Source organism: Pseudoalteromonas sp. ATL1 (assembly GCF_058933015.1).
Window position 1 is genome coordinate 773,666 of record NZ_JBZYXL010000002.1, and the last position, 24,961, is coordinate 798,626.

Consider the following 24,961-nt stretch of genomic DNA (forward strand, 5'->3'; position numbering starts at 1 on the left):
CGCCGAAATTGTTGCATAAATAGCCGTATTACTCCTAGTTTAAATTTTAACTTTGTATTTACTATTGTTGCGATATTAGAAAAACAAATTTCAAATATCTGCCAAGATCGGGTGTGTAAACACTTTATGGTAAACAGGAATTCACCTTCCCTATCTTGCACAAATGTCTAACGGACAAACACATTTGCCCAAAGACGTTAAGTAATTACCAACTTAATACTCAGAGTATAAACCCTATGCTTCTTGGGACTCTGAAACTAAACGGTGATGAATTCACACGCAATCAGTTAAAAATAGAAGGTGAATGAAATGACTCTTTTTTTGCAATTTAAATCATTATTGAGATGTCTTGAGCTACCGAACTTTTGTAGTCAAACAACCAACAACATCAACTCGCTAAAAATAAAAAAAACAGCAGCTTAGAAAATAAAAGAGCCATTAAAAGCTAATCAAAGTGTTTTTAATTAGAAGCTTAATTACCAACAAGGATACAACGAGATGAAACTCAAAACCCTAGCCGGTATCTGTACGTTTGGTGCCTGTATGGCACATTTAACGACATATGCCAGCACACATTCCATCCAGCAGCAGCCGAGTCACGAAAAGCTCAAATACAACGAACAATATCAGCAGGCGTTAGCACCCGATTGCGGCATTGAAGACAATGGTCAAGACTGGTCCGAACTACAGCGCGAATCTAAGCAATATCGTGCAGCAAAAATGCTCTCACGCCCTATGATGTCTAAATCCATGGAAAGTACGTCGCTAACTGAAGAGTTACTCCAAAATAGTGTTTCAGTTCCAGGGCGTTATTATATTCCTGTGGTTTTTCATGTGTATGGTGATGAATACAACTGTGCGGATGAAACACAAAAATGTTTAACCGATGATAAAATTCAGGACGCGCTAACTAAGCTTAATAATGATTTTCAAGGTTTATCCATCGACTCGCCCGAGATAGCACCACAGTTTCAAGCAATTAGAGAAAACCTCAATATAGAGTTTGTGTTGGCAGGGAAAGACCCACAAGGCAACGACACTTCGGGGATCGTTCGCCATGCACGTGAGCAAAAAGGGTATGGTAATTATGATGACGAAACCTTAGCTCAAATACAGGCTGATGCGTGGGATAACTTCAGTTATATGAATGTTTATCTCATGCATGATTTATATGATGATGGCAAAGTGACTAAATCTGGCGTCGCTTGGTATCCTGAACTTGCAATGACGGAGCAAGGCACCGCTCGCGTTGTATACAACGGCCATTATGTGGGCAACAACACCAGTGAAAACTTCCGCTCAGTGCTCACCCATGAATTTGGTCACTGGCTTAATCTGATCCATACCTTCGAAACCAACCAGTGTTCCATTACCAACGAAGCCTTTTGTGATTCAACGGGTGACAGAAGCTGCGATACACCTCAGATGTCTATGCCCAAAGAGATGCAAAATAATGCACCAAATTGCCTAGGACAACCGACCAACACTGAAAACTTTATGCACTACTCCGATAACTACGCCATGTTCACCCAAGAGCAAGTGATGCGGATGACAGCAGCGCTGCATAACCCTGCTCGTAATACACTTTGGTCTAATGAAAATTTGATAGCAACGGGCCTAGCTCAGTATGTAAGTAACAGTGAGCATCCATGGGATGGCGTATCTGGGTTGAATGTTGAGCCAAGTGGAAAGTTACTTGCCAACCACGATATCCCTTTTGCGGATAAAGGGGCGATTGAGACCTTCGAAGTAAATTTACCTTTTGATGCTAAAAATATCTTGTTTTACCTTAATGGACATACAGAAGACCCTGACATGTATGTTTCAAAAGGGCAGGCTCCTACAGCACCAACTGACGACTCACAGCAATGGGTGGCCGACATCGTGTCTTTTAACTCTGCAGGAGATAGAGAGCTTGCAACGGTCGATATTCCAGACGTGACTGAACCTTATTTTGCCTCTGTACATGCCTTTACGTCATTTAGTAATTCGAAATTCAGCGTGCTTCAGGGTGAAGACCCATACCTAAAGGAAGGAGAGCAACGCTACTCTGTATTGAGCATAGACAACTTATGGGCGAACAAAAACAACGGCTCGTGGAGTGAACGCCCTGGTAAAACGTATGATTTTCAATTTAGTGTGCCTGAAGAGGCATCACGTGTCGTAGTTGTTGTGCCCGGTGGCTATCAAGGCCCCAAAATGGCTGACGGAACAATCAAAATAAACGGTGATCTCGACCTCTATGTCGCCAAAAATCGTGCTGTATCAAAAACCGATTTCGATTGTCGACCTTTCACTTGGAAAGGGATCTCAGAATACTGTGAGTTCCAAGGTGGAGGAGATTTTGACCTGTTCATCGAGCCATTTGAAACCTATAGCAATGCATCAATTCAGGTTTACTATGAAATTGCCAGCACACAAAATCAATTGCCATTTGCTAATGTCAATGGCAAAACTCGCTATGAGGCTGTGGGCCATGCGCTTGAATTTAATAGTGCAGGTTCAAATGATCCGGATGGAAAAATCGAATCTTATTTATGGGATTTTGGCGACGGTACACAAAGCACCGATGCACAAACAACACATACCTACTCACACACCGGTACTTACAATGTTAGTCTCACTGTAACAGATAATTCGGGTAATACCGCGACGGCACATACCAGTGCAGTGATCACTGAACTCTCACCAAATGATGCGCCATTATGTAGCGACTGTGAGCGTGTTTATTTAGCTGATGAATTAGATCTCGCTACTCACGCGAATGGGCACGTTTATCACTATGAGTTTGCTGTGCCTGATGCTGCGTCGTTAGTCACATTTGAACTTGTTGAATACTACAACGGCGACCCTGATATTCATGTAAGTCGTAATCAAGCTGTGTCGAAATCTCAGTATGACTGTCGCCCTTGGGAAGCACCAAATCAAACCGAACTATGTCAGTTTGAGCAAGGTGGTGTCTATCAAGTTATGATTGACCCATTTAAAGATTACGAGTCACTACGTTTTAGAGCTTATTATGATATTCATCGTGATGCCGACCACTCAGCACCAAATCGTTTGCCGGTTGCTGATGCGGGTGGCAATCAAACGGTGAGAGCGGGCGTTGCGGTGCAACTAGATGGTACTCGCTCTAGCGATCAAGACGGAACGCTTGTTGAATATAAATGGGATTTAAATCACGGTTTAACATACTCAGGTGCTGTGGTTACACACCATTTTGAACGTGCAGGTAGCTACCCAGTTACACTAACAGTCACCGATGATAAAAATGCCAGCGCCAGTGTGCAGGTTATCTATCAAGTACTCCCAATCGGCGATTACGATCAAGATGGCAATGTAGACACTGATGATATCAATGCCATAAGCGCTGCTATCGCTGCAAACCTACCTATCGACAGTAGTTTTGATATTAACGGCGATGGTGTTGTTGATAACACTGATGTAATCGCACTAGAGGCATTATGCAGCTTTGCTGAGTGCTCGAATATTCCACCAGCACCTCAGCCACCCGTTGCTCACGCCCAAGCTTCAACTTCGCAGCTACAAATTGGCCAACAAGTCGATTTCAGCAGCGTGGGCTCTGACGACCAATATGGGCAGATCACCGCCTATCAATGGGATTTTGGTGATGGTACGCAAAGCAATTTTGCCAATCCAACACACAGTTACGAGCAAGCAGGTATTTATCAAGTTACCTTAACCGTGACAGACAATGACAACATGACTGCTAATACCACCATCACAGTGAATGTTGATCACCCGCCATTAACAGACGCCTGTGCCGACTTCGATGGTGTTTATACGAGAGCGCTCGCGCCAAATGTACCACGCTGCATAAATGGCACGCGCGGCCACTCCTTCGCAGGCATGGACCGAGGTCCAAAAACCGTAGCCATCACACTTATCAATGCCCCCTCTGATGCCAAAGTTTACTTCGGTGACGGCCACTGGCCAAAAACGGATGGCACTGACCATGATGCCGTTTCTTTCTCCCAAGGTAACCAACAATGTCTGTTCTATGAAATTAACGAACAGTCTCGTTACTGGGGCTACTTACAAATTTCAGGGGATGCGACTGGTGCCACGATAGTTGTAGATTACGACGTCGCCGGCTGTCGCCCACTGTAACTTTTGAATATCGGGCATAATCGAGTATTAAAAGTGCCCGATATTCACTCACTCCAACTCAGGAAAACAACATGTATAAAACAATTAAGATCACACCTTTGGTGGCAGCATTAAGCTGTACTTGGGCTTGGGCCCAAAATGATAGAGATATCGGAACCCTTGACCATGCCAGTGACGTCGCACATATCAGCGCACACGCAGAGTACATACCCGATGCGATGTTCACCGATAAATCAACTAGCGATAAACCAACGATAAACTTGGCTCAGCCTAAACTGAGCGAGCCGCAATTGATGGTCATGAGCGGCCAAGCTGCAACAACGCAAACCTGCCCTGCACAGGCATTTAGCCACCTCAGTGGTTCGGTATTTTTAGATGCGATAAAAAATTATGGCCGCGAATGTATTGATACTTTATTTAACGATAAACCGGAAACGCTAACACTCGGTGGATATACAGACACTAACTTTAATACCGTTATAACCGAGTTAAAAAGCCAACTTCGCAGCTATGATGGACAAGCAAACGCCGCATATCTGAGCAGCCTATTCTATTGGTTAAAAGCGTATGCGTATTACGATAATCGACGCTTTGTAAATCCAACAACAAAACAAGCCATGACACAAGCGGTCAATGCCCTCTATGCGAACAGCCATTTTTTTGATAAAACCGCCACTCATGCGCAGGTGGTTAGAAGCGCAACGGGCATTATTAAAAATGCGCAAATCGGCCAGTTTTTGGTCCCCATGGCACTGGGCGTACTCGCGCGTTTCGATGAGTCTTACGAGAACATCAATGACTGGGGTCGTTCGGCTACCCCATTGTTTTGGCAAGTTTTAAATGATTGTGCCAAAGACGAAACCTGTCGCGCTCAGCAACATAACACGGCTTTAATTGACGCTATCACTGGGTTTATTTACACCAACCTGAGTTGGCTGCGTAAATCAGCCAATGACTATCATTTATTTAATTTGGGCTACCAGCTAGTTAACTTTTACAAAGGTAAAAACGACTCGCATTTTGCCACTATTGAGGGGAGACTGAGCGCAGAGATCTCAAAAGTACTCACGACCTACGGGCCATTAAAAACCGATAAAGAACGTACCTTGTACTTAGCGGTTTTAGAATCGATTAACTACAACCGCCAATGTGACACTTACGCTGTGTGTAACAAGCGAGCAGAAATTATCGAGCAAGTGCTTAACAATCGCGTGGAATGCCCATCAGGCAATTTGTTTATTTGGGCTCAAGACATGGATGAAGCACAATTAGCATGGACCTGTAATTCCTTAAAAACCCACGACGACCACTTCCATCAATTACTACGCACTAATCGCATTCCAGTCACACCTGATGACAACGACTCTTTGAAAATGGTGATCTTCAACGATAAAAAAGAATGGGTGACCTATGGCGGCGTGCTGTTTAACGTCAGTACCAGTAACGGCGGCACCTATCGAGAAGGCGACCCTGCGAAAGCCGGTGATCAAGCCACATTTTATGCCTATGAGCATGTGTCTGAGCGACCTATTTTTGATATCTGGAATTTACGCCATGAATATGTTCACTATTTAGAAGGACGATACATCTCCAAAGGAGATTTTGGTGACAGTAATGATGCAGGCCGCACGGTCTGGTTTGGCGAAGGCATTGCTGAATATAGTTCTCTCAAAACATGTAACGCCAATGCAATAGAAGAAGCCAGAAAAGGCACTTATTCGCTCAGCACCATTTTTAGCAATGAATATGGCGTTGGCCAAACACGTATTTATGATTGGGGCTACCTTGCAACAAGGTATATGTACGAACAACAAAACGAGGCGTTTTTTGACATGCTAGCGTTATTTAAAGTCGGCGAATATCAACGCTATCGCACTGAGCTTGTTGATAAATGGGTATCACAAAAATTATTTGATACTTCCTTTGCCAGTTGGTTACAACAAGTGGATTCTAGCGGATGTAGTACCGATACAACCCGTCCTCCTTCACCCATTGAGCCCGTTAATGTCGATGATATACAAGGCAATGATAATGTTGGAGTAGATGCCTGTGCAGTGCAACCACCCACAACAGACACTCGCAGCCAGGCAGGTCATGCATTGTGTGTTGCACCCGATCCCACCCGCAGAATAAAAGAATATCCCTTGTATGTGCCAGATGGGTTACAAAATGTATCTTTACAGATCACGCTACGCCATGGCAGCGGTAATGCGGACCTTTACTATGAGTTTGGTCGCCCAGACAACGGCTGGCAGTATACACATGAATCAAAAGGGCCAGACAACAGTGAAACAATTACCGTCGATAACATACAAAAAGGTTGGCATTACATTGCCGTAGATTCAGACAACGGCTTCCAAAATACCACCTTATTAGCCCGTTATATTCAGCAACCTATTGGCGGTGATAACGAATTACAAAATGGTGTTTCTGTCCCTGTGAATGTCGCCGATCATGGTCAACTGATGTACACCATGACCGTGCCAGCCGATGCGAAAGACATTACCTTTAGTACCACAGGTGGAACCGGTGAACTGGACATGCATGTCAAATTTGGCAGTGAGCCGAGCAAAAAAGACTATCATTGTCGCCCTTGGAAAGTCGGAAACCGAGAAACCTGCCACTTTGATAGCACAACGGGTGGCGTCTATTACATTATGCTAAGCGCTGATCCTATGTTTAGCGGTGCAACACTAACTGGCTCTTATACCCGTTAGTTATTAACATTTCACATGATATTGGGTTAGACCAATATCATGTGAATATCGACTGAAATACCAAGTTGCGGCACCTACACCCCCGCTGGTTTTTCTACGCTATTCCGCCTCTTCACAGAGGAAGCGATGCCAACGCGCCCCACTAGCACATACAACTTTGCTTTATCAATATTCGTTAATCTAACGGCGCACATTCAACGGATAAAAATCACACAGATTGTAAAATTTACACTGTAAAATTCTTTTTGTGAAATTTTCAGAAAAACTTGCATACACTCAATTTGAACTCTCACAAAACATCTGATGAATCTACTTTAAGAATGAGGAAACTTAGAATGACTGCTCTTACCCGTTCAAATTTCGAGTTACTACCAACACACTACCAGCAGCTTGATATTGCAAAGCAATATCTAGATGAGCATTGCCCGCTCGACCATGGCTCGCACCTCCAAGTCACACATTACGTTGTGTATTACAATCACTTAATGGCATTTTTTGCCGACGGCAGCCACTGTGGTCTGAAGTACCCTAAGCAATTTGTTGCACTTTGTGGTCACAAAGATGACCCAACAGCCTTGCTACTTAAAAAGACCGATGGCTTGCACATCGAAATGGCATTTAATCGTTGTGGGGATGCTGGAAAATCTGACAATGCGCATATTGATGACATTCAAGTCGAAACACCATTAAGCAGCCTAGAGCAGTCGCCACAGTCAAATGCGTTCACTCGATTATGGATGAGCTTTTTGCACGGTGTGCAACATGCGCCTTGTCTAAAGCAATATACAGCTAAAGATGGGAATGATTACTCGCTATGATTTTCGCCGCCATGTCGTAGAGGCTTGTTCGAACCGCCTCTACGTGGGAACAATATACTGTAAAGTAAAATAAACACAGCAAAACACCTCAGCCACCGCTTTCTTTGTTGTTCTGTTAATTGGTTGTTATTCTTGCTCAATCTCGAAAACACCGAATAATAAATTCGAGTTGTTCAACTTTTTAAAACGGCAGGAACAAATTATGAGTTGCCCATACCACTCAGACAACAAGCCAAGTAATTATCGTGCAATGGAAAAAGACATTCATACCGACTTTAAAGATGATATGTCTTATGGTGACTACCTTAACTTGGAACACATACTAAACGCTCAAAACCCGCTGTCGGATCAGCATGATGAAATGTTATTCATCATCATCCACCAAGCCAGCGAACTATGGTTAAAACTTGCAGGTCATGAGCTGTATGAGGCCATTGAAAATATTAAAAGTAGTAACTTTGGGCACGCGTTTAAGGTGATCTCCCGCGTAAAGCAAATCTTAAGTCAGCTTACGCAATCTTGGGGCATTCTTTCTACGTTAACGCCGGTTGATTACTTGAAATTTCGCGATGCGCTTGGTCATTCATCGGGCTTTCAATCATACGGCTACCGTAAAATTGAGTTCCTGTTAGGAAACAAAAATGCTGAACTACTCAAAGTGCATGAAAGTAACCCCTCAGTGCATGCTGAACTAAGCGACATTTTGCATAAACCAAGTTTGTACGAAGAAGCACTCCATGCATTAAAACTGCAAGGTCTTGCTATTGACGACTGCGTGCTTAATCGTGATTTTAGCCAGCCTTACGAAGCAAACCAAAGCGTATTAGATGCATGGTTAACGGTGTACAAGAACGCCGACAAATACTTCCACCTGTACGAACTTGCTGAAAAGCTTGTTGATATTGAAGACAGTTTCCAACAATGGCGATTCAAACACATGTACACCGTGCAGCGCATCATAGGAAACAAAATGGGCACTGGCGGCTCTTCGGGCGTCGAGTTCTTGAAAAAAGCCCTTGATATTAGCTTCTTCCCTGAGCTTTTTGAGCTAAGAACGCACCTGTAACCGCTGGAGTACACACGATGACATTGGATCTTTCATTAACATTGCAGCCTCACTACAGTGATTTTAAAGTCAGCGAGCGCATTTTACTTTCAGGCCATTCACATCAAGCATGGCCAAATGTTGCCAAAATTGGCTTGTTGGAATGTTATCAAGATGCCGCCGCCCATGTTGACGATAAATGGGGCAAAGCGTTTGAAAAGTCACAGCGGGTCAAAAACTTTTATGCCAAGTTACTCGGTGAAGACAACGCGCAAATCACGTTAGGTGAGTCAACTCACGAGCTGCTGCTCAGATTTTTATCTGACTTGAACTGCTTTAAAAAGCCAACTGGCCGCCCTGTGAAAATCGTCACAACCGATGGCGAGTTTCACTCCATGCGCAGACAGCTTAATCGCTTTAAACAGCTTAATATGCAAATTGAAGTGGTGAGCGTCGCGCCAAGCAACACATTAGCTCAACGTCTGATTGATAAAATTGACGCGCACACCGATGCAGTCATGATCTCGGCAGTATTCTACGGCACCAGCGAGATTTTTCGCGATGTTGGCTTAGTCGCCCAACACGCACATCAACACAATGTGCCCTGTCTAGTTGATACCTATCATGCATTGAACGTGGTGCCGTTTGATATTAAAGCGTGGCAACTTGAACATGCTTTTATTGTATCTGGCGGCTACAAATACTGCCAAGCAGGTGAAGGCAACTGCATGATGCGCATCCCACAAGGATACGACGGTAGCCCAATTATTACTGGTTGGTATGCAGAGTTTAGCGTGCTAGATCAAGCTCCTGGTCAAGTCGCTTATGGGCCTGGATATCATGCCTTTGAAGGCGCGACCTACGATCCTAGCAGCCATTATCGTGCCGCCGCAGTATTTGATTTTTTTGAACAACAAAATCTAGATATCAATGTACTGCGCGCGATTAGCCAACTGCAAATCGCCACATTACAAAGCGGCATAGAAGCAGTACCTAAGCTTGCTCAAGCGTTTACGTTTGCCAGCCATAAACATGACAATAACGGCGGGTTTTTGGCACTTACTACGCCAAACGCGAGCCAGTGGGTAGCAAAATTACAAGAACATGGCATTCAGTCAGATAGCCGAGGTGAGCAGCTACGTTTGGGACCTGCGCCTTACGTTAGCCAAAACCAGCTTGAACAAGCATTGAATGTGATGGAAGACATAGCAACCAGTCATTTTTAAACGTTTGAAATGGCTCAGTTGGTAAGTTTACGCTACTTACTGAGCCAGAATGCCCTTAATTAACCTTTTGCGATACGCATCTTTTTAGTCATTTTCTTTACGTTAAACCTGCCACCTAAAACACCAATCATAAGCCCCGTTATGATCAATACAGCCCCTACAATTTCAAGATGAGTGAGCTGTACTTGCAACATGACATTGGCACCGATAATGCCACATATGGGGATCAGCAAAGCAAATGGCGTCACACTTGCTGCACTATGCTTACTCAGTAGATAACCCCAAATCGCAAATGCGAACAAGGTAGAGACGTAACCCACATATGCTAATGACAGCCATGACTGCAAATACATAAGCAATGAGCACAAAATTAAAATGTGCTCACTGCATTTTCAAGGGAGTTATTAGCAACTAGGTGTGAAAGCAAAAATCATTTGGCTATGATCAACCAGCGTATTTTCTGGGTTTGATTTTAAACACGCATCCTGAACAAACGCACCAAAAGTATCTTTACTGACTTCAATACCCGCAGGATGATAAACACCAGACACATCTTCAAGCCAACTCAGCAAAATGCTATTTAAAGTCACCATTTGAGAGTTGGTTAATACGTCGATACCACTCACATGGCCATGCGCTGAATATACTTCGCCAATTTCAGTACCAAAGATATTTACAAATGCGCTGCCCGAAACAGAATAGCCTCGAGCGGCAGTGCCACCATAGCCAGATAAGGTTGCTGCTGGATGCGACTTCACCGTGTTCGGATCGCCACATAACGAAGATCCCGGTTGACTGAAGTTCTTAATTTTACCAATTTTAGTGTTCACCAATGAAACATGCTCCGCGCCATCCAGTTTAAAACCGATTACCCCTTTATTCACATGGAACATACTGTCGCCATTGCAAAGTAGGCCATTGGGTAAATTCACGATGGATGACAAGTATTCGTTGCCCGGCTTACCTTCCACCCAGTTCAGTAATTCTTGACTAATGTTGAGTCTAGATAAGTCAAACGGCGCGTTTTGAAACTCACCATTAAGCTTTGCTTTGGCAACAAACGCTTGCGCATTGCTTACCGCATTACCCACATACGTCGCCCTGTCTAAAGACTCATCTGAAATCGTAATTAACCTACCGGTGTCTGGATGACGGTTAAACAGTTGAAAAACAGCACCATTTGGGTCTATCACTGCGCTACCATTATTGTTAACTGCAATCACTTCTTTAATGTCTGCAAACTGTTCTTCTACAGAAACATTGGTAAACGTAACATTTCGAGCAGGAAACTTATCCGCAGTTTGTGGCATAACAGGGAAACCATTCACTGCGACCCCCATATGATTCACCAAATAAGAATAAGAGTTACCATCAAGCAGACCTGATTTATTGTAATACATGGCGTATTCATCTGGGTGTATGACACTGTCAATTTTGCCATATTTAGCAATGTCCCAAAACGCATCGTTAATGCTTGATTCCAGATCCGCTTTAATATCATGCACACTCAATTCAACACCATTCACTGTCAATACAGTTGCTGAATCTACTCGCGCTAAATAATTCACGTAGTGTTTAATAAATTGTGCCGCAGAAAACAGCCCTACCACAGGGATATGCTTTTGATTATTTGCAGACGAATTGGTGATCTGAAGACCATCTACGCCATTAAGCGCAACTGCAGCCACTTCAAAGCCATCAAAGTCAACGTTTTCAATACGTACATTAACATTGCCATTTCCATGAATGCCATGATGTGCAGACAAGCCTAACTTACCATTTTTAATAACCACATTCTTTGCAGGAACAAACGTGTGACCAAAGTCAGCAGGCCCTTGTTTTGGAATAAATGGCTGATTTGCAAGCTCTATCAATGAGAAGAAACGCTGCACTAAAGCATGCTCTTCACCTTGTTTTAGTTCTTTGCCATTCAAATCTATCGTGACATTCTCAGCGCTTACAACAATCGCAGCAAAAAACCCCAAACCAAAAGCTGCAGGATCATATTTGCTAGTAAATGGGGCAAACTCACTATTTGAAGACGGACCGAGCTTGTATTGGGTAAACAAAGGAAACCCTGACTCATAAGGATTCACCGGCAAGGCCAAATGAAAACGCTCAGCAAGATCTGGACGCTGCATAGCGGTGATGCTTAATGTTTCAATACTGTTAGGATTGAAGCTAATGTCCTCTTTTAAAACGTATGTACCTGGCTCATCAATAATGTAAGTACCATATTTAAAATCTTCATTGGTCAAATAAATTGTTTCATTCTGGGCGAACGAGTGACTGCTATAAAACGTGATTGCGCCCAAAAGGCAAGCTTTCGATAAGATATTCATAATTGTTCTCTAACTTGTTTTTAAATAATCATCCATTTAATAAAAAGCCAAATTTGATAGCACAAAAGACAATTTTTGCGTCACCAAACTCTAGCAAGTGATCGCAGATCAGAATTCATAGCCTGTTGACAGATTAAGAAGTTCAAGCGCAATTGAGCGTGACATGGCACCTTCCCTTTAAAACGAGACCCAATCAAGCCTCTCTCACCAACACCTCATTTGAGATAAAGCTGCCCCCATTAAATGCTGGAATTAACTCTGATAAGCGTTATTCAACTGCAACTTACATAACTACTCCCCTTTTTAAACCAATGAATTTATTCATAAAGCCATTTATCTTGCGTCTCGTTTTGATGTTACACAGCATGACTAATCGTAAAGCCTAGCCACCTTTTTGTTAGTACACTGACATGTACCCGCAGCACTCAGAATGGAGGTATTTCACCGAAATAAAACATGAAAATGCTCACCCGAAATTTAGAATAAGTGAGTAAAAAACAGCCCTCACCGTTTTTATTCCTGCATGCTTTCTGCTTCACGACTTTTTCATTATTTATTGCCAAAAAATATAAAATCTATGGCAAACCCACAGTTTGCACAGCATATAGGAGCAATAAAGAACATTCTTTCGAACAATTAGACATATAAAAAACACGTGTGTGACAAACAATAATTCAAAAAATAAACACAACCTTCCCATTTTTGAAATAATTAAAAGGCAACATTATGAAATCACAAAACAAAGAAGAATAATTAATCATTTAAAAACAAAGCAAGAAAGATAAAAACCTTTTGAAAGCCTCTAAAAATAAGTAAAAATTAGAAGCATACAGACAACAATAGCAGCAACATTATTGCGATTTATTTAGGTTTAAAATGAAAAAAGAAAGTAGTAAATGGCGAATTAAACATGCATCATATAATCACAATGAAGAGCTAGATTTGCTCGTTGTTGAAGCTAAAAAAGGCAATAAAGCAGCAACAGAAGCGTTGTTTAGTAAGCTGAGCAAGCACGCATACACCATCGCATACCGTTTTTTAAATGATCCAGATGAAGCTGAGGAGGCGCGCCAAGAGATTGCACTTAAAGTATTTAGAAACCTAAACAATTTCAGAGGTGAGTCTAAGTTTTCAACCTGGGTATATAGAATTGCTATAAATTCACTAATAACAATGAGAGATAAAAAACGAGCCGAACTAGAAATTCGCCATGACAATCTTTATGAAAATATTCATGAAACTTTAGAGCAAGAGTATTGCCAAGAGTCTGATACCCCGCACTATCAAAGAGCATTAGAAGAATTTAGCATCTCTTGCAGCATTGCGATGATCGAATGTTTAGACATTAAAGCCCGAGAAGCGTATTTACTCGGGGAGATTTTTGACATTGAGCAACAAGAGGCGGCGAATATCCTAAACATTAGCACAGCAAATTATCGACAACGTTTGTCTAGGGCTCGCAAAGTTGTGGTAGAGTTTATATCAGACCATTACAGGCAAGTGTCTATCTGTCAATGCAAAACAAACATCACTATCAGAGAAACTCGCGCATGTGTGCACAACTCAAAAAGTACGTATAATGGCTTTAATAAAGAGAAATGGCAAAAGGCAAAAGATTATATTGGCAAAATAAACCTTATTGAAGAACGAATAAGAGTAAGCCAAACTAGTTCAATCGACTTGAGCGAAATAAGCCCATAACGTCTATAGTCAATGAGCTTTAAAAATATGATATATAAATTAGTTATATATAGTTAAAACATTTTACTGACCACATTCACACCTTTACTGTGATGGTAAAAAACAGCCAGTATGTGCACAAAGATGAAAGAGGCGAGTACAGCACAGCTATATCGATGCAATTCAAGAAATAGCGCCGTATAATAACCAGAATTTAAAACAGGCTCAAAGGTATAATAAATCCCAAAATTTACATTTCTTTCCATCATAAGTAAGCCGCTAATTAGAACAAAAGAAATGGACAGATAGATTAGTAAATGAGCAAAACATGCCAGCTTAGTTTGCTTCTTTGAAAATCGACTATCTTTTGGCTTGCCTAAAAAAATGCACGCAATTACTCTTATTATAAAAAACGGTATAAAAATCAGAGTTAAGGCCACATTAAAATTTCCAATTATATTTTTATAATCTTCAGAAAACATACCGAATGCGACCGAAAAACCAGAAATTGTTGCCCACAATATTACAACCGCCGAAACCCAATGAAAAAACTTTTGAATAGGTTGATACTTTTCAAATATAACGCTTTCACTGAGCTCCCTATCACAATTCTCATCACTGAAACTATTCGTCGCTTTAAGTTCATTGATATCGACCCGCGTGTTTACTGTATACCTCATAGCCTTCATCGTTCCATTAAAAATAACTAAACTCAAAGAATCAGCTACTTGGGAAAGCACTTCTCCTTTTAAGTAGCATCCCACTATTTGACAAAAACGATGCTAAAAAATGACAGAAATCCACACAATTTATCATTATATATAATCCAAATTTGATATATGCCATGATTATCTTAATTTATCTAACAATTGTCTTTGGCGGTAAAAACATGCTATATAATAAAACTGATTTGTTAATAAAATTGACACCTACATTATATTTTTAGCCGGAGAAAGTGATGCAGCAAGGGAAGATAAACCTCGAAGACAAGTTTTCAAAATTCACAGAACATTGGTCACCGAAAGTCATCGCACAAATGAACGACTATCAATTCAAATTAGCAAAATTACAGGGCGAGTTCACTTGGCATGGTCATAAAGATACTGATGAAGTGTTTTTGGTCATTGAAGGCACTTTGAACATCGCATTTCGTGACAAAACAATCACGCTATCTCAAGGTGAAATGTACGTTGTGCCCAAAGGCGTTGAGCACAAGCCATTTGCAGAACAAGAATGCAAAGTCATGATCATTGAACCAAACAACGTGGTAAATACCGGTGACGCAGGCGGTGAACTCACTGCACAAAACGACGTATGGATTTAACCTGCAAAGCCATTTTGTCAGAGCATTCTTTTTAAAATCGCTCGCCCTGCTAGTTGATGTTTAATCACAGCTAGCACATGTCCAATCACCAAAACGAGTAGTAGATAATTGCCATAGTGATGTAACTTTGCAAAAGCCCGTTGCACAGGTGCTTCGCTAATGATGGGCTCAAACACGATAAGACCAAAAACATCATACTGACTGTCCATCATTAAAAGGCCTGAAACCAAAACCAAAGCCACTTGTATGTAAATTAGTATATGTGCGATACATGCACAGCGTACTTGCAGCGGAGTCAACGCGCTTTGATAACTAGGTTTACAGCGCTTAAGCATATGCGCTACCCGCCAGCAAAATAAGGGAATATACACAGTTGTAATAGAGACATTGAACTCTTGTATCAACTTTCGCCAGCTATCACCAAAATCAAAAAATGCGATGCTCAACCCCGACATCATTGCCCAAATAATGATGACCGCAGACGACCAATGCAAAAGCCGAGAAGTAAAATCAAACCTCATTTCATTTAATGGCGCATTCATAATCTCAATTCCTTTTTGGCCGACTCTACGCCTCGCAAAGTTAAGCAAAGGTTAAAATATAGACAATTTAGTGACCTTATAGAACGCTTACCCAAGCTTATAGATAGTTAAGTCGCCCTGTTACTGAGTTCTATTGTGCATCTCTTATGAAAAAACGACCTGACATATATCAATTTGCGCTAGCATTGATGCGTTACTCCACCAATGCATACGTTCCTTCACTAACTAGCACAATCAGACACCCTTCAATTAAAATATTACACTAACAATCAATAAGTTAAAGTCAAATCAGTAATAAGTCAGTGAAAAATCAAACGAACATCAAGCAATGCAAAAAGCGAACATGAGAGCATAGTTGTCGTCTATCCAAAAGTAGTCAAAGTCAAAATATGAGGTAAGTCATGACCAAAGTTTTTAAACTCGCGTTAGTATCAAGTATTGTTTTATCAAGCAGCTTTAGCTGTTTTAGCCAAGAACAACAGCCGCAACTCTCGGGGCCTTATCTTGGGCAAACACCACCGGGAATGACTGCCAAAGTATTCGCGCCCGGTTATGTCTCAATAGACAGACGAGACTTCAGTGGTTCATTTACCCCTGACATGCGTGAGTTCTATTTTACAAGGAAAGAAGATGGCGCAAACAAGTGGTGGCTCATGCGCTTTAAACTCGAAAACAACCAATGGAAAGAATCAGTAGTTGGGCCAAGAGTTGGTCGCCCTATCGTGAGCCACGATGGCAAGATTATGCATTTAGGGAAAAAGTACAGAGCACTGACCGAAAACGGCTGGTCAGAGATAAAAAGTATTGGCCCGATGATCGATAAAAAAGACTATGGGATCATGCGTTTAACCTCATCAAACAATGGCACCTATGTGTTTGATGACGCTAAAAACAATGATGTGCTGCGTATATCAACTATCAAAAATAGTAAGCGACAGCCCCCTAAACTATTGCCGCCACACATCAACTCAGGAAAATGGACAGCCCACCCCTTTATCGCACCGGATGAGTCTTATCTCATCTGGGATAGTGAACGAGAAGAAGGTCATGGTAACTCAGACCTCTACGTCAGCTTTAAACATAAAGACGGCTCTTGGGGTGAAGCGCTTAACCTTGGCGCTGAAGTTAATTCAGCTGGCGCGGAACTTGGCGGCTATGTATCACCAGATGGCAAATACCTTTTCTTCAATCGCATGCCTCTAGATTCTACAGACTCTGACGGCGATATTTATTGGGTAAGTGCAGAGGTTCTGTATAAATTAAAGCCCTAAGCACTGTCAGTTATACCGCTCATATCTGCAAGGCAGGCATGAGCGAACAGCTTGCATTAAATAAGTCACATAAATTTAGCCATGCCCCAATCAACCTATTAGTATACCCAATTACATGATGATTGCTCGCAGTGGTGAAAAGTCACACGACAGCAAAGCAGGCTTTATCATTAGCGGTTTATCATCAGAGTTGTAATGTAGAGCACTCTAGTGTGTTATAAAAACATCAGGCACAACATAAAAGAATAACTATAAGTCTATGAAATATTATAAAAAGATGATTGAGCAATACATTCCTGTCGATGATGATGAATGGGCCTGTGCTTGCAAAATATTTGATATAAAACATGTCAAAAAAGGAACAACCGTACATCGTGCGGGTAAAGTATTTAGTGAGATATGGTTTATTAAAAGTGGTTTAGCCAGATCATATCTTGTTGACATGAATGGCAAAGAACATACCTGGCAGCTCTATTTTCGCGGTAAAAGTAAACATGGTTTAAACCACTTTATGGACGATAGTGTGAGCTTTTATGAAAAAACAGGGTCAATGCTTAATTTTGAAGTTCTTGAAGACTCGGTTTTTTATGTCACATCTTTGGCAAAGCTTGAAAAGCTTATATCACAAGAAAAAAAGTGGGAGCAGTTAGCAAGAATTTGGATGCATAACACATATTATTCCGCAACATATAAGCGTGTACTTTCGCTCATGTCAGAGACTGCAGCTCAAAGATATGCTCGTTTACTTGACGAATACCCGTTTATATTTAAGCAAGTTAAGTCATATCATATCGCCTCTTATTTAGGTATCGCCCCGCAAACATTGAGCAAATTAAAAAAATGAATCTAGGTGAAGGAATTTTAGTATTTCGTTGCTTACCATATGTTTTTTCAATGGAGACTAACGATGAATACCTCGCAAAAATTCAAAAGCCAATACCAACAATACTTCCCGCTTTGCATCCGCAACATCAGGAGTGTAAATAGCACCACTGAGCTTTTCGTCATGCATGCATGGGGAAGACCATGATAGAACTAACAAAAATAGGTGCACACCTTATCTTTATTGGCGCTGTTTTTTTCCTTGGAGGTTTAATACAAGGCGCATTCATACCATCTGTAAAAAACGCTCGGATGGCGCTTTCCGCTCACTTAACAGCGGTTCAGTGTGCAATGGCTCTGATGATCTTTGGTGTCATCTGGTCGCTGGTAGCGCTACCTTTATCTATACAAATTTTTGTAGCTTACGGTTGTGCATTGGGATTTATACTTATTTGGTTGGGAATAACGGTTGCGTCACTAACAGGGGCAAGTAAAGCGCTTCCAATCGCGGGCGATGGATTTTCAGCAACCGCCACTACTGAGTTTTTGGTTAAAGTTATAGTCCGTACTGGGTCACTGCTATCACTAGTAGCCTGTACAGCTTTGGTTTTTGGGTTATTGTCGATACTTATGTAGTTGTAATAAAAATAGTTAAGCACGCACTGTTGGGTGGCGTGGCTTTGCCACTTAGCCCAATGTTTACAAAGGTAATCTAAAATGGAATTATAAACTCATGTGCTGTAATCATTCTAAGTAACAGCCCATAATAACTTATGAAAATGACTTCAATGCGCCATACAAAACCTAAATGTCACGAGGAAACAATGACTCATAACTCTATACCTGTATACCTTTGCTATTTCTCAGCTACCTTATTCGCCGCGAATCTTTACGCAAGTAATATAGATGTAGAACAGACAAAGTTAATTCAGCAGACAGCATCATCCATTTGCGACACAATTCAAGAAGCCAAGGGGAAAAAAAGTCAGGTGAAGCTGCACAGTGAAATATCAGCAAAATTGAAAGGACTTGCAGGTAAATTAGTGAACATGGGCGGTACAGCTAGCGCTACATACTCAGAAAATGAGTTCGAAGGCCTCACACAAGACGCTACAGCTGCAGCCTTAGAAGGTGACAGAGCTTGCCGTATGACAATCTTCAACAAAATGTTTGATAAGTTATCAGTTTATAAAACGCCAAAAGATGATTATAAAGAAAACGGAAGGCGCCATGACCTAAGAACATTTCAATCTTTTATGCGAACAACGCCCGTTGATGTTTCAAAAGTAGGAAAAAAATATGTATGTGATACTTCAGATAATAACAATTATACTAGTGAAATTAAATTCGACGACCAAACTTTAACAATTACAAACGATTTAATCACTAGCAACGAAAGATGTAAAACAGGATATAAAACGGTTAGAGAGACTCGCGATGTTTGCAAAGCCGATATTACTAACTTAGACGAAGTAATTATTATATGGTCCCCACCAAGCTTAAGCATTAATTGCTTAACAGGCAATTGCGTAACTTGCAGTGAGTCTTCGAAATGGAAAAATAAGATAAGTCCAAATTGGACCAGTGAAAACAGAAAATTCAACATTGATTACTTTAACGTTTACGTCGGAGGCCATAATCATGTTGAAAGTAATCAGAAAGAATTCAAAGATGCTGTTAGAGCTTTATCTCGTTTGATCTCTGGTGGTTCTGATAAGTCATTTTGCACCGAAACCCCTTTTTACTGTAAATAATGGATAAACTGTCTTAAGCACAATATCTTGTATTAGATAGGTGCAATCCACAGTAGGACTACAATGATTTTACTCATCGTGTTTAAACAACAATTTCTGGCGAAAATGTGATCTATCCTGGTCTACTTGTAACAAAACGATAACACTCCATATCGGGTAGCGTAGCTTCGCCACTTAACCGACCAGAACTTGTGCAAGCACCTATTATTTAATCATTGCTCTTCAAGCAAAATGCGCAGGCGCTTTTGCTCGTTATCGCTAAACAGTGATTGGGCAAGCGCGGTTATCATCTCTTGTTGTTGCGTATCTTCAAACCGAACAAGGATCTCACCTCGTTGTTTTTTAAAATTCGCTACACGTTGTTGCCAATGCTGTTGTTCAGATTGTAATTGCATAAGTCGCTGTGCTGCGTCATCGCCATATGACTCGCGCAACTGGTTGTAATCCATTGTTTGCCACTGCTTTGCCAGTTGGCTAAAGGTTTGTGCTAAGTTTATTAGTTGCTTTTCTCCTTCGGGGAGTTGGCTGATATGAGCACTTATTAACACGTTTTTTTGCGCAGCGCTGAGTGATTTATCGGAGAGTATTTGCCAACGTGTTAACGCGTTACTATCCCACGCGTTTTCATCTGCAAACCACGCATCAATGACTTGCTCGCTAAAATGCTGTGCCTGCAAAGTTGTTAGCATTGCCATTCGCTCGTGGAGGTTTAAGTTATCGTCCACCTCACTCAGCGATTGTTTGTAAGCCAAATAATCTTTGGTAATGACATGTAAGCAAACGGGTAAACGGCTTAAGTTCGCTTGCCAGTCATCCAACTTGCTTTGTGTTTGCAGCGCCAGCAGCCAATCATCAATTTGGTGCTTATGCGCTTTGGTGATCGCACCACAATGCGCAGCTTTGGCTGGCATTGCAGGCGTTATCGTTTCCAAAGGCACCTTAGTTTCGACAAGCTCTTTAGCCATACTAGTTTGATGCGCTTTCTGCTCGGTGACATTCAACGCACTGAGTAAGAGATGAGCCCCAGCGGCCAAACTAACGAGCGAAAAAAGGTGCCAATATCTCATAAGCTCAGCGCCTTTAAGCGACGGATATGCTGGCGATACAAGGTTACTGGATCGGTCTCAAACAGGTGATGAATACCAATGGTTTGATTAACCTGATCGAGGTGGTTCATTTTAAAGTCGTTACCAATCACGTAGCCCAAGTTGCTTGAACATGACGACACTAAGCCATCGCCTTTTTCATCAAATACTTGAGAGAACATTGCAAGCGCGTTGTCTGCGGGGTCAAACACATTGGTCCATGCTTTTGCACCACTCCAAGAGAAGTAATATACGTCGTTATCGGCCAGCATATCGCCTTGCCCACAGTAAGTACTTGGTACACCCTCTGGATACTTTTGGTTGAATGCAACCGTGCCCTCTGTTGTCAAAGCGCCTAGCGCCTCTAATGCATCTTTAGGTGCGGTTGCTTTACCTGATAACAAATCAATCAACCCCGCTAAGCCATTGGCAAGCGACGCTAAAAATTGCTCCGAGAATGAACCTTGATCGACACTGCCACGTACCACATCAGCAAAGCGGCTACCCCAGTTTACGCCACCAATACTCGTGACCGATGCCACCCACTCAGGTTTGACGGAAGCAACATAGCGTATGGTTTGTGCACCTTGGCTATGGCCAATCAAATTGACTTTATCTTTGCCAGTAATGGCCCTGACAAGAGCAACCTGTTCAAGCAGCTGCTCACCTCGAAGTTCTGAATTATGTGCCGATGACACCTCAGCAACATATACATTCCCACCTTCTTGTTGTATCGCCGACGGTATGCGATAGAAATAATCCACACCAAGCAAGTTATCAAAGCCAAACAAGCCATGGACTAACACAATCGGATATTCCAGCTCGTCATCACATTGCGCAGTTTGTGCAAAAATCGACATAAACCCTATAAACGTTATTAGTATAATTCTCTTCATTTCCTTGCTCCAAATATAACAATTTAGTAACAAAAATATAAAGCAAGGTGGTCAGAGGTCAAGCCTCGATGAATAAAATTTGTACTACCCATTGGTATTTAACGAACATTTGCAACAAGTGTTAACGCAGTTTTTTTCAATAAAAGCTAGTTTGAAGTTGTCTTAACTAATTGATTATTTAATTTTGTTTCTTTTGTTTGAGTAATTGATGTTTATTTTTAGTTTTTGCTATTGGTTGACGAAAAAAATTTTCAATTTAATTCGTTGAATTAGGTTTTTTACTCAAAAGATGTGGTGTATTACGGAATATGTTCGGCAGGGAAAAGTGGTTTTTATATGGTGCTCAGATTTTTGAGCACCATAAAGCGGGAGATTAAAGTGCTGATGCTGGCTCAGACAAGAAGCTACATTTTGAGTCCTTAAACTCCTCTTTTTTATCTTGTAAAAGTTCAAGATCGTACCAAGCAACTTGCTTACCGGCGATAAAGGTACATTCAACATTAATACTATGAATATCTGTTGGTTGATAACCTTCAACGTTCGTATTGAAATCTAAAGGGTTTTTATCCAAGATGATAAGATCAGCCAGCTTGCCTTCTTCTATAGATCCCAGTTTGTCACCTATATTGTGCTGCTGCGCAGGGACTAAAGTCACCGCTTTAATGGCATCTTTGATTGATATCGTTTGCTGTGAGTTAAGCGGTTTCCCTTCCTTCGCTAAAACAGGGTATTCCCACGTGTCACGTGTCACTGCTTGCTCAATAAACCAAAGTGGAAACAGTGGACTGATACTTAAATCACTGTGCATTGAAAAAGGGATCCCAGCGCGTTTTTCATCGCCCATAGGATCAATATTATCACCACGCTCCGTACCAAGTTCATTTTTCATCGACGCTCCCCAATAAGCAACATGCGCAATCAAGTGACTTGGAGATAAATGAGGTAATTGTTCTCGAGCATCAAGATAAGTTTGTATCGTGCTCGGGTAAGAAATTGGCTTTTTATCACCTTGCTTATGACTCACCGTCGAGTGGATAATAGTATGATGTAGCTCGCTAAAGTCGGTTTGTTTCTTAAGGTTATTGCAAGCTATATCTTGATTATTGGCGTCACTTAACCTCGCGTTCATAGCGATTAAAGCGCCAACGGAATCCGTAATGGCTTGATCGCCATTTGCATGAATATTGAAATACCAACCGCAATCGGCAAACCTCTGCAAGTTGGTTTCAATCTGAGCTTGATTATAGTCTTCATGGCCTTTGCCAAATGCTTCGCAAAGCCCACTTTCGCTATAAACCCCCATCAGGTTTGCACTGCAGCCTTGCGTTGAACCATCTGACAATAGCTTAATACCCTCTGCGGAAAACATACCTTGATATTGTTCATCCTCCAATGGCACACGAGTAGCGTGTTCATTAAATTCTCGCCAATCGTAAAGTGAGCGAATACGCGTATAAGCGTCACCGTTATCAACCAATTTTGTATAGTTGCTCTTCATATCAGGCGTTGTACCGCCTTCTACAAACATGGTGACACCTTGTTGTGATGAGGTATTGAGGATGTATTTCATGGTACTCAGGAGCTTGCCACTTTCACTGTCAGAGGTATAACTTTTTACACTATGACTTACCAATGGACAGCTAACATTTGAACTCTTTGCCATGCCATGTTTGACCATGCCACGAACATTAATTCTTGCAGTGGGCGTGCTTGACATTATCGCATTAACAAACATCATAAAAGCACTCGACTCTTTAATTAAGCCGGAATATTGCCATAGCCCGTTTTCTTCACCTTTTTTCTTGGCTGTTATGCCAACAGCCCCATCGTCAAAACATAGTTGGCTTAAAACTTGTTGATTAAGTGCCATTTTTTCTTGAGTTGCATAGCATCCTAGCGTGATATCGCCCGTCGATTCACCATAAACTTGATGTACTTTTTCTTGTAGCTCTGTTGGAAGCTCAGCAATCTGGGCAGGCGACACTTTGGCATCACAAAATCCCGACTTTTCAAACGCCCTCATATTGGCATAAGCTAGGTGACCTGATTGATCGAACATAAATACGGGCTTGTCGGTGATAGGCCGACCCGCTTCGTCTTTGATATAAGACATAGGAAAGTTTAAAAACGCTTTATTTTTATTGAGGCGTTCATCGAAACTCAAATCAGCAAATTCCTTTTGCACCATACGCGATGGGTCTAAACCATTACCCACCAGCCAGCCATTCACCAGCGAACCCTGTGCCACGCTAGCAATGGCTTCATCTAAATACAAATAACAAGCGGAAGATTGGCCATTTTCATCCTTCGGGTAATAAAACCAGCCGTAATCAGTATCTAACTTTTGCTGATATTTGGTAGGCAAGCAAGGCATCAAATTTTTCACCATGCCAGCCTGTGCTGTGATCTGTAAATGCGCATGTGGCTCAATAAAACCAGGCATTAGCGTTCTTTCTTTTAAATCAATATATTTAACATTGTATTTTGTGGCATCTAGGTAACTTTCTTGAATTATGTCTTTGACTATATCTTTATGCCCTACCTTTTTGATGATGCCATCAACAACCAAAACCGCTGGTTTGTCTTCGTGCTTTATCTCAAATTTTTTGCTGTCGTCAACCGTGATCACATCGTTATTCACCGTTACACTTTTAATTAACTAATTCTTGAGAAAAACCTTATTTGTTAGGGCTTGAGGGCTATATTTGAAATTCATAACGTATTTAAGTGAAAAGTTGAGAATTATGATGAAAATTTTCAGTAATTCTCAACTTTCAAGGTTCGGTTATATTTCTAAATCCGATTTTGATTCCTATTCAAAAGGAAGTCGCACCGTTACTCAACCAATGACCCAAACTTAGTTCGATTTAAGTGCACCTTTTGCAAACCAGGTGATTAACCAGTTCAGGCAAGTTCGAATACCTTCAATTCCATTAAGACAAAGCAAGTCTGTGAGTCAACAAAGCCGGCGAAAGCGGACACACCAGGTAAAGTCGCCTGACTTAAACAAAATGGTCTCCGATGAACTCGGGGCGATTCATTTTCAGTTTTGTTCTTGTTATTCGCCCTAGGCTTTGTTGCTCCTATGCTTTTTGGTGATTTAGAGTGTGAATTTGATTTTGAACAACTTGATGTTCAGATGGTTGATGATGCTTTAAATATGTATAAGCTAAAAAAGGGGCGCTTTGGGGTGCATTATTCGCATTAGTTGTTGGGATTTCTAAGTTAAATCAAATTACATCTGCTGAGATAAGCTATACAGGCATAATTGCAAATTGTTATAGAGCACCTAAAAAGCCACTATCTGA

Annotated in this window: 18 protein-coding genes; 11 read left to right on the plus strand and 7 right to left on the minus strand. The window is 41.4% G+C overall.

Translation table 11 applies throughout. The features are described 5' to 3' along the window. Positions 1 to 498 precede the first annotated feature (498 nt). From AC5FX4_RS21445 to AC5FX4_RS21465, 5 genes are all read left to right on the plus strand, one after another. Positions 499 to 4,131 (plus strand): PKD domain-containing protein, encoded by a 3,633-nt coding sequence (locus AC5FX4_RS21445; protein ID WP_493608450.1) that lies wholly within the window; start codon positions 499 to 501, stop codon positions 4,129 to 4,131. Between the two features lie 71 nt (positions 4,132 to 4,202). After that, positions 4,203 to 6,848 (plus strand): M9 family metallopeptidase, encoded by a 2,646-nt coding sequence (locus tag AC5FX4_RS21450; RefSeq protein ID WP_493608451.1) that lies wholly within the window; start codon positions 4,203 to 4,205, stop codon positions 6,846 to 6,848. 335 nt (positions 6,849 to 7,183) lie between these two features. Beyond that, positions 7,184 to 7,666, plus strand: coding sequence for an aldolase/citrate lyase/malate synthase family protein (locus AC5FX4_RS21455; RefSeq protein WP_493608452.1), 483 nt, complete (start codon positions 7,184 to 7,186; stop codon positions 7,664 to 7,666). A 202-nt stretch (positions 7,667 to 7,868) separates the two neighbouring features. After that, positions 7,869 to 8,732 (plus strand): tryptophan 2,3-dioxygenase, encoded by an 864-nt coding sequence (gene kynA / locus AC5FX4_RS21460; protein WP_493608453.1) that lies wholly within the window; start codon positions 7,869 to 7,871, stop codon positions 8,730 to 8,732. Positions 8,733 to 8,749: 17 nt separating this feature from the next. Then, positions 8,750 to 9,937, plus strand: coding sequence for an aminotransferase class V-fold PLP-dependent enzyme (locus AC5FX4_RS21465; RefSeq protein ID WP_493608454.1), 1,188 nt, complete (start codon positions 8,750 to 8,752; stop codon positions 9,935 to 9,937). A 59-nt stretch (positions 9,938 to 9,996) separates the two neighbouring features. Here AC5FX4_RS21465 and AC5FX4_RS21470 read toward each other — a convergent pair whose 3' ends face one another. Further along, the gene (locus AC5FX4_RS21470) at positions 9,997 to 10,290 is read right to left on the minus strand and encodes an EamA family transporter (RefSeq protein WP_493608455.1); all 294 of its coding nucleotides are present in this window, start codon (positions 10,288 to 10,290) and stop codon (positions 9,997 to 9,999) included. Positions 10,291 to 10,341: 51 nt separating this feature from the next. Continuing rightward, positions 10,342 to 12,279 (minus strand): hypothetical protein, encoded by a 1,938-nt coding sequence (locus AC5FX4_RS21475; RefSeq protein ID WP_493608456.1) that lies wholly within the window; start codon positions 12,277 to 12,279, stop codon positions 10,342 to 10,344. 876 nt (positions 12,280 to 13,155) lie between these two features. Between AC5FX4_RS21475 and AC5FX4_RS21480 the strand changes: the two genes are divergently transcribed. Continuing rightward, entirely contained in the window at positions 13,156 to 13,980 is an 825-nt protein-coding gene (locus AC5FX4_RS21480; RefSeq protein WP_493608457.1) for an RNA polymerase sigma factor, read from the plus strand. 53 nt (positions 13,981 to 14,033) lie between these two features. On the opposite strand, the gene AC5FX4_RS21485 is transcribed toward AC5FX4_RS21480, so the two are convergent. After that, positions 14,034 to 14,699: a cytochrome b gene (locus AC5FX4_RS21485; RefSeq protein ID WP_493608458.1), complete on the minus strand. Its 666-nt coding sequence runs from the start codon at positions 14,697 to 14,699 to the stop codon at positions 14,034 to 14,036. Between the two features lie 218 nt (positions 14,700 to 14,917). On the opposite strand from AC5FX4_RS21485, the gene AC5FX4_RS21490 reads away from it, so the two are divergent. Continuing rightward, complete coding sequence (locus AC5FX4_RS21490) at positions 14,918 to 15,283, plus strand: cupin domain-containing protein (RefSeq protein ID WP_493608459.1); 366 nt, start codon at positions 14,918 to 14,920, stop codon at positions 15,281 to 15,283. A gap of 17 nt (positions 15,284 to 15,300) precedes the next feature. On the opposite strand, the gene AC5FX4_RS21495 is transcribed toward AC5FX4_RS21490, so the two are convergent. Next, entirely contained in the window at positions 15,301 to 15,825 is a 525-nt protein-coding gene (locus tag AC5FX4_RS21495) for a cytochrome b (protein WP_493608460.1), read from the minus strand. Between the two features lie 401 nt (positions 15,826 to 16,226). On the opposite strand from AC5FX4_RS21495, the gene AC5FX4_RS21500 reads away from it, so the two are divergent. The 4 genes from AC5FX4_RS21500 (at position 16,227) to AC5FX4_RS21515 (ending at position 19,672) form a co-directional block, all read left to right on the plus strand. Further along, positions 16,227 to 17,096: a TolB family protein gene (locus AC5FX4_RS21500; protein WP_493608461.1), complete on the plus strand. Its 870-nt coding sequence runs from the start codon at positions 16,227 to 16,229 to the stop codon at positions 17,094 to 17,096. A gap of 259 nt (positions 17,097 to 17,355) precedes the next feature. Then, complete coding sequence (locus AC5FX4_RS21505; protein ID WP_493608462.1) at positions 17,356 to 17,940, plus strand: Crp/Fnr family transcriptional regulator; 585 nt, start codon at positions 17,356 to 17,358, stop codon at positions 17,938 to 17,940. Between the two features lie 182 nt (positions 17,941 to 18,122). After that, entirely contained in the window at positions 18,123 to 18,554 is a 432-nt protein-coding gene (locus AC5FX4_RS21510) for a styrene oxide isomerase (protein ID WP_493608463.1), read from the plus strand. A 137-nt stretch (positions 18,555 to 18,691) separates the two neighbouring features. Then, positions 18,692 to 19,672, plus strand: a complete 981-nt coding sequence (locus AC5FX4_RS21515; RefSeq protein ID WP_493608464.1) for a hypothetical protein — start codon at positions 18,692 to 18,694, stop codon at positions 19,670 to 19,672. 212 nt (positions 19,673 to 19,884) lie between these two features. Here the strand turns inward: AC5FX4_RS21515 and AC5FX4_RS21520 are convergent, their stop codons facing one another. The 3 genes from AC5FX4_RS21520 to AC5FX4_RS21530 form a co-directional block, all read right to left on the minus strand. Beyond that, positions 19,885 to 20,739: a lipase secretion chaperone gene (locus AC5FX4_RS21520; RefSeq protein ID WP_493608465.1), complete on the minus strand. Its 855-nt coding sequence runs from the start codon at positions 20,737 to 20,739 to the stop codon at positions 19,885 to 19,887. After that, complete coding sequence (locus AC5FX4_RS21525; RefSeq protein WP_493608466.1) at positions 20,736 to 21,653, minus strand: lipase family alpha/beta hydrolase; 918 nt, start codon at positions 21,651 to 21,653, stop codon at positions 20,736 to 20,738. The genes AC5FX4_RS21520 and AC5FX4_RS21525 overlap by 4 nt, the downstream gene beginning before the upstream one ends. A 373-nt stretch (positions 21,654 to 22,026) precedes the next feature. Then, the gene (locus AC5FX4_RS21530) at positions 22,027 to 24,294 is read right to left on the minus strand and encodes an amidohydrolase family protein (protein WP_493608467.1); all 2,268 of its coding nucleotides are present in this window, start codon (positions 24,292 to 24,294) and stop codon (positions 22,027 to 22,029) included. Positions 24,295 to 24,961 lie beyond the last annotated feature (667 nt).